Raw genomic sequence first — 13,045 nt, forward strand, 5'->3', positions numbered from 1 at the left:
TGCAACTCAAAGCACTTCAACCACCACAGAGATCAATTAATCTTGCAACCCCGGACTTCCTCGTTATGAATGGCACGGCGGAAGGGGGCAGGTCATCAGCATGAAAACATGCCGAAGTCATTGTTTTACGTGGGCATGCAGCTCTCTTTTCGAGAGCACCCTTAAATCCGGTGATGCACCCGATCACTGGCGCCGCGCAGACGCGCGACCAGCGCCGGCGCGATCTGCGTCAGCGGCAGCACCTCATCGGCGGCGCCGTGGGCGATGGCCTCGCGCGGCATGCCGAAGACGATGCAGCTGGCCTCGTCCTGCACGTAGTTGTAGCTGCCGGCGTCCTTCATTTCGCGCATGGCGGCGGCGCCGTCGGCGCCCATGCCGGTCAGCATGATGCCGTAGGCGTTGCGCCCGACCACCGCCGCGGCCGACTTGAACAGCACCTCCACCGACGGCTTGTGCCGGTTCACCGGCGGGCCGTCGTCCACCACGGCGACGTAGTTGGCGCCGCTGCGCGCCAGGGCGAACTGCCTGCCGCCCGGGGCGATGTAGGCGTGGCCGGGCAAGATGCGCTCGCCGTGCACCGCCTCCTTGACGGTGATGCGGCACAGCCCGTCCAGGCGCGCGGCGAAGCTGGTGGTGAAGCCCGGCGGCATGTGCTGGGTGATGACGATGGCCGGCGAGTCGGCCGGCATGTGCACCAGCACCTCACGGATGGCTTCCGTGCCGCCGGTGGAGGCGCCGATGCAGATCACTTTCTCGGTCGACAGCCGGCCCAGCAGCGGCGACGCAGCGGGCCGCGCCGGCGCCGCGGCGTCGCCGGCCCCTGGGTGCACGATGGCCGCGGCGCTGGCCGCCGGCACGCGCCGCACCTGCGCCACGGCAGCCACACGGATCTTGTCCACGATTTGCGTGGCCAGCTCGTTCAGCCCACTGGCCAGCCCCACGCGCGGCTTGGCGACGAAGTCCACCGCGCCCAGCTCCAGCGCGCGCATGGTGACCTCGGCGCCGCGCTCGGTCAGCGTGGAGATCATGACCACCGGCATCGGCCGCAGGCGCATCAGCCGGCCCAGGAAGTCGATGCCGTCCATGCGCGGCATCTCCACGTCCAGCGTGATCACGTCGGGGTTCAGCTCGCGGATCAGCTCGCGCGCCACCAGCGGGTCGTTGGCGGTGCCGATGCACTCCATGTCGCCCTGGCGGTTGATGATCTCGCTCAGCAGGCTGCGCACCAGCGCCGAGTCGTCCACCACGATCACCCGAATCTTGCCCCTGCTCATCTTGTGTCTATCCTCTTCATCGATGGCCCACTGCCACAAGTCCTGACATCCGTCAGAACAGATCGATCGACCCGCCGTGGTTGACCTGCGCCACGACGGCGGCGTTGCCGCGCACCTTCTCCTGCACCAGCACGTCGGGATGGGCATGCGCCAGGCGCTTGACCATGGCCTTGCCGGTGGCCGGGAAGAACACCACCTTGCGCGGATGGATGTCCAGCACGTCCTCGGAGACGATGGGGATGCGCTCGGCGGCCAGGTAGTCCTGCACGAAGCGGGTATTGCGCTCGCCCACGTTCATGGTGGTGAAGTTGGCCATGACCTGCCCACCGCCGAAGATCTTGGCCTGCAGCGTCTCGCGGCGCGCGCCGCGCTTCATCATCTCGTTGATCAGCAACTCCATGGCATACGAGCCATAGCGGCCCGAGGTATCGCCGCTCTCGCCCTCGGGCAGCATGAAATGGTTCATGCCGCCCACGTGCGCGCGGCTGTCCCACAGGCAGGCGGCGATGCACGAGCCCAGCACGGTGACGATGGTCAGGCGCTCGCGGGCGACGAAATACTCGCCCGGCAGCACCTTCACCGCGTTGTGCTGGAAGTGGTGGTCGAAGAAGAAGAACGATGCCTGGCCCGGCTGGCGCGGCCGGGCCTTGAGCTCGTCCAGCGTCACCTCGGGCGCGGGAGCCGCGCTGCCCGGCACCGGAGCGACGCGCGGCACGTGCCGGCGCTCGTGCAGCGGCGCAGGCGCTGGCGCAGCGGCAGACGGGGAAAAGGCGCGGGGCAGGTTCATGGGGCTGTGGCTGGGCTTGCAGGTTCGGGGGTGCGGCCGGGCTGGTTCACGGGTCAGACGCGCTCGTACACCGTCTTGCCACGCAGCGCGAACAGGTCGCGCGAGTCGCTGAAGTTCTCCGCATGGCCGACGAACAGCATGCCGCCGGGCTTGAGCACGCGGTGGATGCGCTCGAGCACGCGCCGCTGGGTCGGGGCATCGAAATAGATCATGACGTTGCGGCAGAAGACCACGTCGAAGGGCTCGCGGAACGGCCAGTCGTCGCGGATCAGATTCACGCTGGTGAACTCGATGCAGCGGCGCAGTTCGGGCTTGACGCGCGCCAGGCCGGCGTTGCCGCCCTTGCCGCGCTGGAAGAAGCGCTGCAGCCGCTCGTGGCTCAGGCCCTTGAGGTTGTCGGCGCGGTACACGCCGGCGGCGGCCGTGGCCAGCACGCGCGAATCGATGTCGCTGGCCACCAGCTTGAAGCCGGCCTGGGGACTGAGCGACTCCAGCGCCGTCATGACGATGGAATACGGCTCCTCGCCGGTCGAGGCAGCGTTGCACCACACGCTCCACGGCCCGGCCGGGCGCTTTTTCAGCAGCGCCGCGAAGATCTCGAAGTGGTGCTGCTCGCGGAAGAACGCCGTCAGGTTGGTGGTCAGGGCGTTGACGAACTCCTGCCACTCCGGGCCATCGTGGCCGTCGAGCCAGTCCAGGTAGTCGCCGAAGCTGCGGTGGCCGGTCTCGCGCAGCCGGCGCGACAGCCGGCTGTAGACCATGGCGTGCTTGCCTTCGTGCAGGCTGATGCCGGCGTGCTGGTAGATCAGCCGGCGCACGCGCTCGAAGTCGGCCTGGCTCCAGGCGAACTCGCGCGCCTCGGGCACGGCGTCGGCGGGTACCGCGCCGCGGCGCACGGCGGTCGGGGATGCGGCGCGGTCGGGCAGCATCAGGCGCGCCTTCAGGTATCCGCGGCCGTCAGGCCCATGTCGGCGCCGGACATGAGCTTCTCGATATCCAGCAGGATCAGCATGCGCTCGCCCACCGCCCCCAGGCCGCGGATGCACTGGGAGTCGATGGCGCTGTCCACATCCGGCGCCGGGCGCATCTGCTCAGGCTTGAGCTCCAGCACGTCGCTGACCGAGTCCACCACGATGCCCACCACACGCTCGCGCAGGTTCAGCACGATGACCACGGTGAAGCTGTTGTATTCGGCCTGTGCGCAGTCCAGGCGCAGGCGCAGGTCGACGATCGGCACGATGGTGCCGCGCAGGTTGGTCACGCCCTTGATGAAGGCCGGCGCCGGCGAGATGCGGGTGGGCGGCTCGTAGCCGCGGATTTCCTGCACCTTCAGGATGTCGATGCCGTACTCCTCCTGTCCCAGGCGGAAGGTGAGGTATTCGCGGGCGCCCTGGGCCGCATCCGCGGCGGCGCTCCTGTCGTTCACGATTGCATTCATGGGCTGCTCTTGTAGGGTTGCGAGGGTCAGTGGCGTGCGCGGCGCACCAGCGCGCCGGTGTCCAGGATCAGCGCCACCGTGCCATCACCCAGGATGGTGGCGCCCGACACGTTGGGCACCTTGCGGTAGTTGGTCTCCAGGTTCTTCACCACCACCTGGTGCTGGCCCAGCAGCTCGTCCACCAGCACCGCCACGCGGCTGCCGTCGGCCTCGACCACCACCATGATGTTGTTGCTGGTGCTGCTTTGCGGGCGCGGCACCTGGAAGATGCGCTCCAGCGATACCACCGGCATGTACTCCTCGCGCACCTTGACCAGCTGCGAGCCCTGCGCCACGGTGTTGACCTGCTGCGGGTCGATCTGGAACGACTCGACCACCGAGGACAGCGGCAGGATGTACACCTCCTCGCCCACGCCCAGCGACATGCCGTCCATGATCGCCAGCGTCAGCGGCAGGCGCACTGCCACGCGCATGCCGTAGCCCTCGGCCGAGTCGATCTCGATGGAGCCGCCCAGCGCGGTGATGTTCTTCTTCACCACATCCATGCCCACGCCGCGCCCGGACACGTCGGTGACCACCTCGGCGGTGGAAAAGCCCGGCGCCAGGATCAGGTTCCAAACCTCGCCGTCCGCCATGCTGTCGGACACGTCCATGCCGCGCTCGCGCGCCTTCCTCAGGATCTTCTCGCGCGACAGGCCCTTGCCGTCATCGCGCACCTCGATGACGATCGAGCCGCCCTGGTGCGAGGCCGACAGGCTCAGCGTGCCATGCTCGGGCTTGCCGGCGGCCAGACGCTCCTCGGGCATTTCGATGCCGTGGTCGCAGCTGTTGCGCACCAGGTGCGTGAGCGGATCGGTGATCTTCTCGACCAGGCTCTTGTCCAGCTCGGTGGCCTCGCCGTGCGTGACGAAATCGACCTTCTTGCCCAGCTTGCCCGCCAGGTCGCGCAGCATGCGCGGGAAGCGGTTGAAGACCGTAGACATCGGAATCATTCGGATCGACATGACCGATTCCTGCAGATCGCGTGTGTTGCGGTCCAGGTCCGCCAGGCCAGCCAGCAGCTGCTGGTAGACACCGGCGTCCAGGTCGCGGCTGTTTTGCGCCAGCATGGCCTGGGTGATGACCAGCTCGCCCACCAGGTTGATCAGCTGGTCCACCTTGGAGACGGCCACGCGGATGGTGGTCGATTCCATGGACGAGGCGGCCGCCTTGCCTTCGCCGGCGGGCCGCGCGGCTGGCGCGCGCGCTGCCGCCGCGGGGCTGGCCTGCGGGGGGGGGCTGGCCGGCATGCCCGGGGCGCCGTCGAACAGTCCGTACGGCTCCTGCAGCGCAGCGGCCGGCGCCGTGTCCTCAGGCGGCGCGGACGAAGGCGCGCTCTCGCCCGCAGGGCGGATCGCCACCTGCTCCTTGGCCACGTGGAACACGAACAGGTCCAGCAGGTCCTCGTCACTGGAGCTGGTGTGCACCGCGAAACGGCGCATGCCGGGGCGCTCGTCGTCCAGGTCGGCGATGCGGCCCAGGCCGGGGATGTCGCGGAACAGCTCCTTGATGGCGTCGGCCAGCGCCGGCTGCGGCAGCGGACCGACATGGATTTCCAGGGCCCGCTCACCGGTGCTGGCAGGAGCGCCAGCAGGCACTGCAGCTGCAGCAGGTGCTGCTGGCGCAGGCGCAGGCGCCGGTGTGGGCGCAGGGGCCGGCCCGGCTTGCGGCACGGGCTGGGCCGGCGGCGCGGCGAAGCTGGGCACGGGCGCCATGCCCTGGCCGCCGGTCGCCAGCTCGCTGATGCTGCTCACCAGCTCGCGCGTGGACGGCGCCTCGCCTTGGCCACCGGCCTGGTGCCGCGCCAACAGGCTGCGCGAGGCATCGGCCGACTCCAGCAGCACATCCACCATCTGCGGAATGAGCTGCAGCTCGTGGCGCCGCAGCCGGTCCAGCAGCGACTCCATGTGGTGGGTGAGCTCGGCCACGTCGGAAAAGCCGAAGGTGGCCGAGCCGCCCTTGATCGAATGGGCGCAGCGGAAGATGCCGTTGAGCTCCTCGTCGTTGACCGCGTTCACGTCCAGGCCGAGCAGCATCTGCTCCATCTGGTCGAGGTTCTCGGCCGCCTCTTCGAAAAAGATTTGGTAGAACTGGCTCAGGTCGAAGTCCATGCCTGCGCCGCCTTGCTGAATGTCCGCCATGGGGAATTCCTGTATGCCGCTGCCCGCGTCGCGCGCGGTCAGCGGATGACCTTCTGGATGACCTCGATCAGTCGCGTCGGGTCGAACGGCTTGACCAGCCAGCCGGTGGCGCCGGCGCTGCGCCCGGCCTGCTTCATCTGGTCGCTGGACTCGGTGGTCAGGATGAGGATGGGGATGTTGCGAAAGCGCGGGTGCTCGCGCAGCCGGCGCGTCAGGCCGATGCCGTCCAGCCGCGGCATGTTCTGGTCGGCCAGCACCAAGTGGATCTCGTGGGTCTCGGCTTTTTCCAGCGCATCCTGGCCGTCCACCGCCTCGACGACATGGTAGCCCGCCCCGGTGAGGGTGAAGGACACCATCTTGCGCATGGACGGAGAATCATCGACCGCGAGAATGGACTGCATGTAGGGCTCCAACGACTTCAACTGGATGTAAGGGATGAATGGATGAACAGGCGGGCGCGGCGGCTTCAGAACAGCTCGACCGAGCCGGCCTGCATCTCGCTTTGCGTGACCGGGTTCGGCCGGCCCGGCATCAGCTCGGCGTCGGCGGCAGGCGCCTCGTCGTCGCTGCCGCCCATGGTCTCGGCCGCCAGGCGGAAGGCACAGCCCTGCAGCACCCGGCCGCTGTGGGCCAGCAACTGCGTGGCCATGTCATGGAATTGCAGCTCGGTCACCGCATCGCGCAGCGCGCTGCGCAGCGCCAGCAGGGGTGCGTTGTCCTGCACCACGGCATCGGGTAGCGCGGCGTTGGCCTCGCCGAAGCGCGCCAGCAGGTTGTCCGTGGCATGGTTGAGCAGCCCTTCCAGGCGCTGCAGGTCGTGCATCACCGTCAGCAGCGAATCCTGCAGCTCGGCCGCGACCAGCAGGGACACCGGCACGGCCGGATCGGATGAGGCATTGAGCGTAGATTGCATCGTGTTCGCGCCATGGCTGGCCAACGGCCCGGAGACAGGTCCGGCACCCACAGCCTGAAGGCAGCATTTGACCCAACTGTTCCAATATGTATCCCATGATACCCAACCCTGGCACCTGCGAGAGCCTGAAAAAACCCATGCTCGTCCTGCATCTCGAGGATTGCGATGCCGACCACGCGCTGGTGCGGCGCACCCTGCGCCGCGCTGGCCTGGTCCAGGACATCCAGCGGGTGGACACCCTGGCAGACTTCGCCGACTGGCTGGCGCGCGCGCCCTTTGACGTGATTGTGGCCGACTACCGCCTGCCCGGCTTCACCGCCATCGACGCCTGGAACCTGGCGCAGGCGCGCGGCGCGCACCCGCCTTTCGTGCTGCTCACCGGCGCCATCGGCGAGGCGGCGGCGGTGGAGGCGATGCGCCTGGGCTTTGCCGACTACCTGCTCAAGGACGACCTGGCGCGCCTGCCGCACGCCATCGAGCGCGCCGTCGAGGTGGCGCAGGCGCGGCGCGAGCGCGAGCAGGCGATTGCGCATCTGGCCGAGTCCGAGCAGCGTCTGGCCGACCTGGCCGAGCACCTGCAGACCTCCATCGAGGAGGAGCGCGCCGCCATCGCGCGCGAGATCCACGACGACATCGGCGGCGCGCTGACGGCGGTGAAGTTCGACCTGGCCTGGATCACCCGGCACGCGCCGCAAGGCGGCCTCGGCGAGCACGCCGCCAGCGCCGGCGAGATGCTGCAGCACGCCATCGATGCCAGTCAGCGCATCATGTTGAACCTGCGCCCGCCGGTGCTCGACCAGGGCCTGGTGGCTGCCGTGCAGTGGCTGGCCGAGACGTTCGAGCGGCGCACGCAGCTGCCCGTGCGCGTCAGCTGCGATTGCCGCGCCATCGATACCGCGCCGCCGGCGCTGCAGCTGGTGGCCTACCGCACGGCACAGGAGGCGCTGACCAACATCCACAAGCACGCGCAGGCGTCGCAGGTGCGCATCGAGCTGTCGGACCACGAAGGCGTGCTGACGGTGGAGGTCAGCGACGACGGCCGCGGCATCGCGCCCGAGATGCTGAAGAAACCCCGCTCCTTCGGCCTGCGCGGGCTGGCCGAACGCGCGCGCCGCGCCGGCGGCTGGCTGGACGTGAGCAGCCAGCCCGGGCGCGGCACGGCCATCATCCTGTCGCTGCCGCTGCGGCCGGAGGCGGCCGAAGCCGTGGACGGCGGTGCGGCGGCGCTACCATCGCAGCCGCCCGCCGCGCCGGGCGCGCCCTGACCGGGCACACAACAGGAACAGGAGGGATGCCGAGGTGATTCATGTGGTGCTGTGCGACGACCATGCCGTGCTCCGGCGCGGCATCCGCGACACGATCGTCGAGTCGCCCGACATCGTGGTGACCGGCGAGGCCGGCAGTTATTCCGAGCTGCGCGAGGTGCTGCGCCATGCTGCCTGCGACGTGCTGCTGCTGGACCTGAACCTGCCCGGGCGCAGTGGCCTGGAGGTGCTAGCAACGCTCAAGGAAACGCACCCGCAGATCCGCGTGCTGATCGTCTCCATGTACCCGGAAGACCAGTACGCGCTGCGCGCCATCCGCGCCGGCGCCTACGGCTATGCCAACAAGGCGGGCGACCCGCTGCAGCTGATCGCGGCCATCCACACCGTGGTGCAAGGGCGCAAGTACCTCACGCCCGAGGTGGCGCAGCTGCTGGCCGACAGCCTGGCGCAGCCGGCCAGCGAACTGCCGCACGAGCAGCTGTCCGAGCGCGAGCTGCAGACGCTGGTCAAGATCGCTTCCGGGCGCCGGCTGTCGGACATCGCCGAGGAGCTGATGCTCAGCCCGAAGACAGTGAGCGTGTACCGCGCGCGGGTGCTGCAAAAGCTGGCCTTGAGCAACAACGCCGAGCTGACGGTGTACGCCATCCGCAACCAGTTGGTATGAAAATGATAGCTGCAGGCCCTTTCAAAATAAGGGCTAGCAGCATATTTCGATGAAAACTGCGGCCCATGGCCTCACTGTGGGGCGAACAGGCCGATGGCGCGCTGCAGCAGCGCCAGCATGGGCTGCTCCAGCGTCGGCAGCGTGGCGGCGATGCCCAACAGCCCCACGGTAAGCGTGACCGGAAAGCCCACGGCGTAAATGTTCATCTGCGGCGCCACGCGCGAGATGATGCCCATGGTCAGGTTGACGAACAGCAGCAGCGCGATCATCGGCAGGGCGATCCACAGCGCGCTGGAAAACAGCGACGCCCCCAGCTCGTGCAGCCGCATCTGGGCCAGCGCCTGCATCCACTGCCCCTGCACCGGAAAGCGCTCGAAGCTCTTCACCACCGCCATCAGCACCAGCAGGTGCCCGTTGATGACCACGAACAGCAGCAGCGCGATGTTGCCGAAGAAGCGCGCCACGGCGCTGACCTGGGCGTTGCTGGCCGGGTCGAAGAAGGAGGCGAAGTTCAGACCCATCTGCAGGCCGATGACCTCGCCGGCCAGCTCGATGCTGGCGAACACCAGGCGAACGGCGAACCCGATGGCCAGGCCGATGGCCACCTGCTGCAGCGCCGCGCCCAGCGCCTCGCGGCCGTTCAGGCTGATGACCGGCTGCTCGGGCAGCACGCCTTGAGCGCACAGCGCGATGAAGAACGCCAGGCCGATGCGCGTGCGCGTGGGAATGGCGCGCATTGAGAATACCGGCGCCGCCGTGAACAGCGCCAGCACGCGCAGGAACGGCCACAGCACCGGCGACAGCCAGGCCATGATCTGCGCCTCGGAGAAGGTGATCACGCGCGCGAACCGGGCGAGTGCTAGCCGACCACGGAGGGAATGGCCTCGATGGTGCGGCGCAGGAAGTCCACCAGCGAGCTGATCATCCACGGCCCGGCGATGGCGAACACCACCACCGCCGCGATCAGCTTGGGCACGAAGGCCAGCGTGGCCTCGTGGATCTGGGTGACCGCCTGGAAGATGCTCACCAGCAGCCCCACCGCCATCACCACCCCCAGCACCGGCATGGCGATCATCAGCAGCATGGTGAGCGCATCGCGGCCCATGGTCAGGACGAACTGGGAAGTCATGCCGATTCCTTTCGAAAAACTGCGCCGGCATGTGCCGGCGACGCCTGGCACCGGCGCACCCCGGGCCAGCAGAAGCCGTGGATCTGGCTGTGCCAGGCCACTGGCGTCGTCCCCCTTCCCGCAAGGCGCAGCCTTGCGAGAGAAGGGGGAAGGCCCGCAGAGCCACAGGGGGATGTCACGAAAAACTCGCGGCGAGCGAGCCGATCAGCAGGTTCCAGCCGTCAGCCAGCACGAACAGCATCAGCTTGAACGGCAGCGCCACCAGCACCGGCGACAGCATCATCATGCCCAGCGACATCAGCACGCTGGAGACGATCATGTCGATGATCAGGAACGGGATGAAGACCATGAAGCCGATCTGGAACGCGGTCTTGAGCTCGCTGGTGACGAAGGCCGGCACCAGCACGCGCATCGGCGCGGTTTCGGCCGTGACGTTCGGCTCCAGCCTGGCCAAGCGGGCGAACAGCGCGAAATCCGACTGGCGCGTCTGCTTGAGCATGAAGCCGCGCATCGGCGCCTCGGCCTTTTGCACCGCCTGCTCGAAGGTGAGCTGGTTGGTGGTGTAGGGCACGTAGGCGTCCTGGTACACCCGGTCCAGCGTCGGGCCCATGACGAACAGCGTGAGGAACAGCGACAGGCCGATGACGACCTGGTTGGGCGGCGCCGACTGCGTGCCGAGGGCCTGGCGCAGCAGCGACAGCACGATGACGATGCGCGTGAAGCCGGTCATCATGAGCAGCACCGCCGGCAGAAACGACAGCGCGGTGAAGAACAGCAGCGTCTGGATCGGCACCGAATAGCTGGTGCCGCCCGCACCCGAACCGATGACCAGCGGCAGCGCGCCGGCGGCCGGCGCCGCGCCCTGCCCCTGCGCCCAGGCAGTGGCGGGCAGCAGCAGGCCCAGCGCCAGCAGGCCTGCGGCGCAGCACGCGCCCTTACCGCGCAGGCGCATCGCCCACCTCCTGTGCCTGGCGCGCCGCCGCGACCTCGCCGGCAAAGCCGGCGGCCGGCAGCACGTGCAGGCAGTTGATCTGCTGCGCCGTCACGCCCAGCACCAGCACCGCGCGCTGGTGCGCCGGCCCCACCTCGACGGTGACCACGCGCTGCTGCGGCCCCACGGCGACGGCCGACAGCACGCGGCTGGCGGCGCCCGCACCGCCCGGCAGCAGTCCCACCTGGCGCGCCTGCAGCCGGCGGATCAGCCACGGCAGCGCGCACAGCGCCGCCACGAACAGCACCACGATCAGCAGCGTCTGCGTCATGCCCGGACCCGTGCCTGCCTGCATGCCCGCTTCAGCCCCGGCTGACGCGGCGCAGCCGCTCGGACGGCGTGACCACGTCGGTCAGGCGGATGCCGAACTTGTCGTTCACCACCACCACCTCGCCCTGGGCGATCAGGTAGCCGTTGACCAGCACGTCCATGGGCTCGCCGGCCAGCGCGTCCAGTTCGACCACCGACCCTTGGGCCAGCTGCAGGATGTACTTGATCGGCACCTTGGTGCGGCCCAGTTCCACGGACAGCTGGACCGGGATGTCCAGCACCATGTTGATGTCGTGCACGTTCGGGTCGCCCGCCACCGACGACGGGCGCACGGCCTCGCCGGTCAGCGGGCCGCCCTGCTCGGCGTCCAGGGTGGCCGAGGCCGCGTCGGCGCTCTTTTGCTCTTCCAGCGCCTCGGCCCAGCCGGCGAACGCGTCGTCCGCGTCACCCTGTGGCAGGTCGTTCGGATCGTCAGTTGCCATGCTTTTCTCCCATCCAGCTGGCGTCCGCATTGCGCAGGCATTCCTCGATGCGGATCGCATATTTGGCGTTGTGCGTGCCGTACTGGCACTCGAACAGCGGCACCCCGCCGATAGAGGCCTGGATGCGCGGCTCGCGGTCAAGCTCGATGAAGTCGCCCGGCTTCATGGCCAGCAGCTGCTCCACGGTGGCGTCGGCCTTGGCCAGCTCGGCCACCAGCGTCACCTCGGCGGCCTGGATCTCGCGTGTCAGCACCTTGACCCAGCGCCGGTCGACCTCGATGGCATCGCCCTGCACGCTGGAATACAGCACGTCGCGGATCGGCTCCAGCGTGGCATAGGGCATGCAGATGTGGATGGCCCCGGCCAGGTCGCCGATCTCCAAGTGGAACGCCGTGGACACGACGATCTCGCTGGGCGTGGCGATGTTGGCGAACTGCGGCTGCATTTCCGAGCGCTGGTAGGCCAGCTCCAGCGGGTAAATCCCCTGCCAGGCCTTCTTGTATTCCTGGCAGATCACCTCCACCAGGCGGTTGATGACGCGCTGCTCGGTGGCCGAGAAGTCCCGCCCCTCGATGCGCGTCTGGAACTTGCCCGTGCCGCCGTACAGCGTGTCGATGATGCCGAACACCAGCGAGGGTTCGCACACCACCAGGCCGCTGCCGCGCAACGGGCGGATGGCGACGATGTTGAAGTTGGTCGGCACCACCAGTTCGCGCAAAAAGGCGTTGTAGCGCTGCACCGACACCGTGCCCACCGAGATCTCGGGGCTGCGGCGGATGAAGTTGAACAGGCCGATGCGCAGGTTGCGGGCAAAGCGCTCGTTGACGATCTCCATCGTCGGCATGCGCCCGCGCACGATGCGCTCCTGGCTGGAGATGTCGTAGTCGCGCACTGCGCCGGCCTCGATCTCCTCCTTGACGGTCTTCTGGCTCTCGCCGGTCACGCCCTCCAGCAGGGCATCGACCTCTTCCTGCGACAGAAAGGAATCGCTCATGGGAATACCTTGTTGCGGTTCACTGGATGATGAAACTGGAAAACAGCACCTGGCGTACCGGGTTGTCGTCGCGCCGGCGCGGCGGCGGGTCCTCTTCGTCCTCGTCGTCCTCCGGGTCGCGCTGCGCGGCGCGCTTTTTCGGCTTGGACACGCTGTAGCCCAGCGGGCGCGAGACCTCGCGGCGCACGTCCACGGCCAGCTTTTCCTTGCCCTCGCGCGTCAGCAGCTCGTCGGTGGTGCGCTGCGACACCAGCAGCAGCACGGCGCTGCGGATGCTGGGCATGAAGCCCTTGACCTGCTCGGCGGTCTTGGCGTCGGCCAGCTCCAGGGTGATGCCGACCTGCGCGAAGCGGTCGCCGCCGGGGTCGGCGAGGTTGACCACCATGTTGTCCATCGGCAGGTAGGTAGGCGGCCCCTTGGGCGCCGCCGGCTGGCTGGTGCGCGCGGGCTTGTCGCCGTCCTCGTCACCCTCCGCGGCGCGCTTGGACAGCAGCACCCAGGCCGCTGCGCCCCCCGCCACCACCAGCAGCACGACGACTGCCAGGATGATGATCAGCTTCTTGCTCTTGGCCGGAGCGGGGGCGGCAGTTTCGGACACGGCGGCTCTTTCTGGCGCTGCGGGCGCGCGGGGCGATGGGCGTTCAGCGCGGCCCCCACG

At 68.6% G+C, this 13,045-nt stretch carries 16 protein-coding genes; 2 read left to right on the forward strand and 14 right to left on the reverse strand.

The window, feature by feature from the left end; genetic code table 11:
* Positions 1–161 precede the first annotated feature (161 nt).
* The 7 genes from BLQ61_RS15005 to BLQ61_RS15035 form a co-directional block, all read right to left on the reverse strand.
* On the reverse strand, positions 162–1,274 hold the full coding sequence (locus BLQ61_RS15005) for a protein-glutamate methylesterase/protein-glutamine glutaminase (protein ID WP_091572108.1): 1,113 nt from the start codon (positions 1,272–1,274) through the stop codon (positions 162–164).
* A gap of 52 nt (positions 1,275–1,326) precedes the next feature.
* Positions 1,327–2,061: a chemoreceptor glutamine deamidase CheD gene (cheD, locus tag BLQ61_RS15010; protein ID WP_091572111.1), complete on the reverse strand. Its 735-nt coding sequence runs from the start codon at positions 2,059–2,061 to the stop codon at positions 1,327–1,329.
* A gap of 53 nt (positions 2,062–2,114) precedes the next feature.
* Positions 2,115–2,990, reverse strand: a complete 876-nt coding sequence (locus tag BLQ61_RS15015; RefSeq protein WP_091572115.1) for a CheR family methyltransferase — start codon at positions 2,988–2,990, stop codon at positions 2,115–2,117.
* An 11-nt stretch (positions 2,991–3,001) separates the two neighbouring features.
* Complete coding sequence (locus tag BLQ61_RS15020) at positions 3,002–3,499, reverse strand: chemotaxis protein CheW (RefSeq protein WP_091572118.1); 498 nt, start codon at positions 3,497–3,499, stop codon at positions 3,002–3,004.
* Positions 3,500–3,525: 26 nt separating this feature from the next.
* Positions 3,526–5,679, reverse strand: a complete 2,154-nt coding sequence (locus tag BLQ61_RS15025) for a chemotaxis protein CheW (RefSeq protein ID WP_091572121.1) — start codon at positions 5,677–5,679, stop codon at positions 3,526–3,528.
* A gap of 38 nt (positions 5,680–5,717) precedes the next feature.
* Positions 5,718–6,080, reverse strand: a complete 363-nt coding sequence (locus tag BLQ61_RS15030; protein WP_091572376.1) for a response regulator — start codon at positions 6,078–6,080, stop codon at positions 5,718–5,720.
* A 65-nt stretch (positions 6,081–6,145) separates the two neighbouring features.
* Positions 6,146–6,592, reverse strand: a complete 447-nt coding sequence (locus tag BLQ61_RS15035) for a hypothetical protein (RefSeq protein WP_091572379.1) — start codon at positions 6,590–6,592, stop codon at positions 6,146–6,148.
* Between the two features lie 95 nt (positions 6,593–6,687).
* Between BLQ61_RS15035 and BLQ61_RS15040 the strand changes: the two genes are divergently transcribed.
* Complete coding sequence (locus BLQ61_RS15040) at positions 6,688–7,857, forward strand: hybrid sensor histidine kinase/response regulator (RefSeq protein WP_091572382.1); 1,170 nt, start codon at positions 6,688–6,690, stop codon at positions 7,855–7,857.
* A 34-nt stretch (positions 7,858–7,891) separates the two neighbouring features.
* Positions 7,892–8,521: a response regulator gene (locus BLQ61_RS15045; RefSeq protein WP_091572123.1), complete on the forward strand. Its 630-nt coding sequence runs from the start codon at positions 7,892–7,894 to the stop codon at positions 8,519–8,521.
* Between the two features lie 71 nt (positions 8,522–8,592).
* Here the strand turns inward: BLQ61_RS15045 and fliR are convergent, their stop codons facing one another.
* From fliR to BLQ61_RS15080, 7 genes are all read right to left on the reverse strand, one after another.
* Positions 8,593–9,360: a flagellar biosynthetic protein FliR gene (fliR, locus tag BLQ61_RS15050; protein WP_091572125.1), complete on the reverse strand. Its 768-nt coding sequence runs from the start codon at positions 9,358–9,360 to the stop codon at positions 8,593–8,595.
* Between the two features lie 20 nt (positions 9,361–9,380).
* A complete protein-coding gene (fliQ, locus tag BLQ61_RS15055) occupies positions 9,381–9,650 on the reverse strand; it encodes a flagellar biosynthesis protein FliQ (protein ID WP_091572127.1) in 270 nt (89 codons plus the stop codon).
* 175 nt (positions 9,651–9,825) lie between these two features.
* Positions 9,826–10,602 (reverse strand): flagellar type III secretion system pore protein FliP, encoded by a 777-nt coding sequence (fliP, locus tag BLQ61_RS15060; RefSeq protein WP_091572130.1) that lies wholly within the window; start codon positions 10,600–10,602, stop codon positions 9,826–9,828.
* Entirely contained in the window at positions 10,586–10,912 is a 327-nt protein-coding gene (locus tag BLQ61_RS15065) for a FliO/MopB family protein (protein WP_091572133.1), read from the reverse strand. Before BLQ61_RS15065 ends, fliP begins: the two co-directional genes overlap by 17 nt.
* A 31-nt stretch (positions 10,913–10,943) precedes the next feature.
* Positions 10,944–11,393 (reverse strand): flagellar motor switch protein FliN, encoded by a 450-nt coding sequence (fliN, locus tag BLQ61_RS15070; RefSeq protein WP_091572135.1) that lies wholly within the window; start codon positions 11,391–11,393, stop codon positions 10,944–10,946.
* Positions 11,383–12,387 carry a flagellar motor switch protein FliM gene (gene fliM, locus BLQ61_RS15075; protein ID WP_091572138.1) on the reverse strand — a complete coding sequence of 335 codons (1,005 nt, stop codon included), beginning with the start codon at positions 12,385–12,387 and terminating at the stop codon, positions 11,383–11,385. Before fliM ends, fliN begins: the two co-directional genes overlap by 11 nt.
* A gap of 19 nt (positions 12,388–12,406) precedes the next feature.
* A complete protein-coding gene (locus BLQ61_RS15080) occupies positions 12,407–12,985 on the reverse strand; it encodes a flagellar basal body-associated FliL family protein (RefSeq protein WP_091572140.1) in 579 nt (192 codons plus the stop codon).
* Positions 12,986–13,045: the final 60 nt, after the last annotated feature.

The sequence above is a fragment of the Oryzisolibacter propanilivorax genome (assembly GCF_900103645.1).
In the GTDB taxonomy this organism is placed as follows: Bacteria; Pseudomonadota; Gammaproteobacteria; order Burkholderiales; family Burkholderiaceae_C; genus Melaminivora; species Melaminivora propanilivorax.

Bases quoted from the DNA above. Each gene is read 5' to 3' on its own strand.
- BLQ61_RS15065 (WP_091572133.1), bottom strand. From the start codon at position 10,912: ATGACGCAGACGCTGCTGATCGTGGTGCTGTTCGTGGCGGCGCTGTGC.
- fliP (WP_091572130.1), bottom strand. From the start codon at position 10,602: ATGCGCCTGCGCGGTAAGGGCGCGTGCTGCGCCGCAGGCCTGCTGGCG.
- BLQ61_RS15015 (WP_091572115.1), bottom strand. From the start codon at position 2,990: ATGCTGCCCGACCGCGCCGCATCCCCGACCGCCGTGCGCCGCGGCGCG.
- BLQ61_RS15040 (WP_091572382.1), top strand. From the start codon at position 6,688: ATGATACCCAACCCTGGCACCTGCGAGAGCCTGAAAAAACCCATGCTC.
- BLQ61_RS15025 (WP_091572121.1), bottom strand. From the start codon at position 5,679: ATGGCGGACATTCAGCAAGGCGGCGCAGGCATGGACTTCGACCTGAGC.
- BLQ61_RS15005 (WP_091572108.1), bottom strand. From the start codon at position 1,274: ATGAGCAGGGGCAAGATTCGGGTGATCGTGGTGGACGACTCGGCGCTG.
- fliM (WP_091572138.1), bottom strand. From the start codon at position 12,387: ATGAGCGATTCCTTTCTGTCGCAGGAAGAGGTCGATGCCCTGCTGGAG.
- BLQ61_RS15020 (WP_091572118.1), bottom strand. From the start codon at position 3,499: ATGAATGCAATCGTGAACGACAGGAGCGCCGCCGCGGATGCGGCCCAG.
- BLQ61_RS15035 (WP_091572379.1), bottom strand. From the start codon at position 6,592: ATGCAATCTACGCTCAATGCCTCATCCGATCCGGCCGTGCCGGTGTCC.
- fliN (WP_091572135.1), bottom strand. From the start codon at position 11,393: ATGGCAACTGACGATCCGAACGACCTGCCACAGGGTGACGCGGACGAC.
- BLQ61_RS15030 (WP_091572376.1), bottom strand. From the start codon at position 6,080: ATGCAGTCCATTCTCGCGGTCGATGATTCTCCGTCCATGCGCAAGATG.
- cheD (WP_091572111.1), bottom strand. From the start codon at position 2,061: ATGAACCTGCCCCGCGCCTTTTCCCCGTCTGCCGCTGCGCCAGCGCCT.
- fliQ (WP_091572127.1), bottom strand. From the start codon at position 9,650: ATGACTTCCCAGTTCGTCCTGACCATGGGCCGCGATGCGCTCACCATG.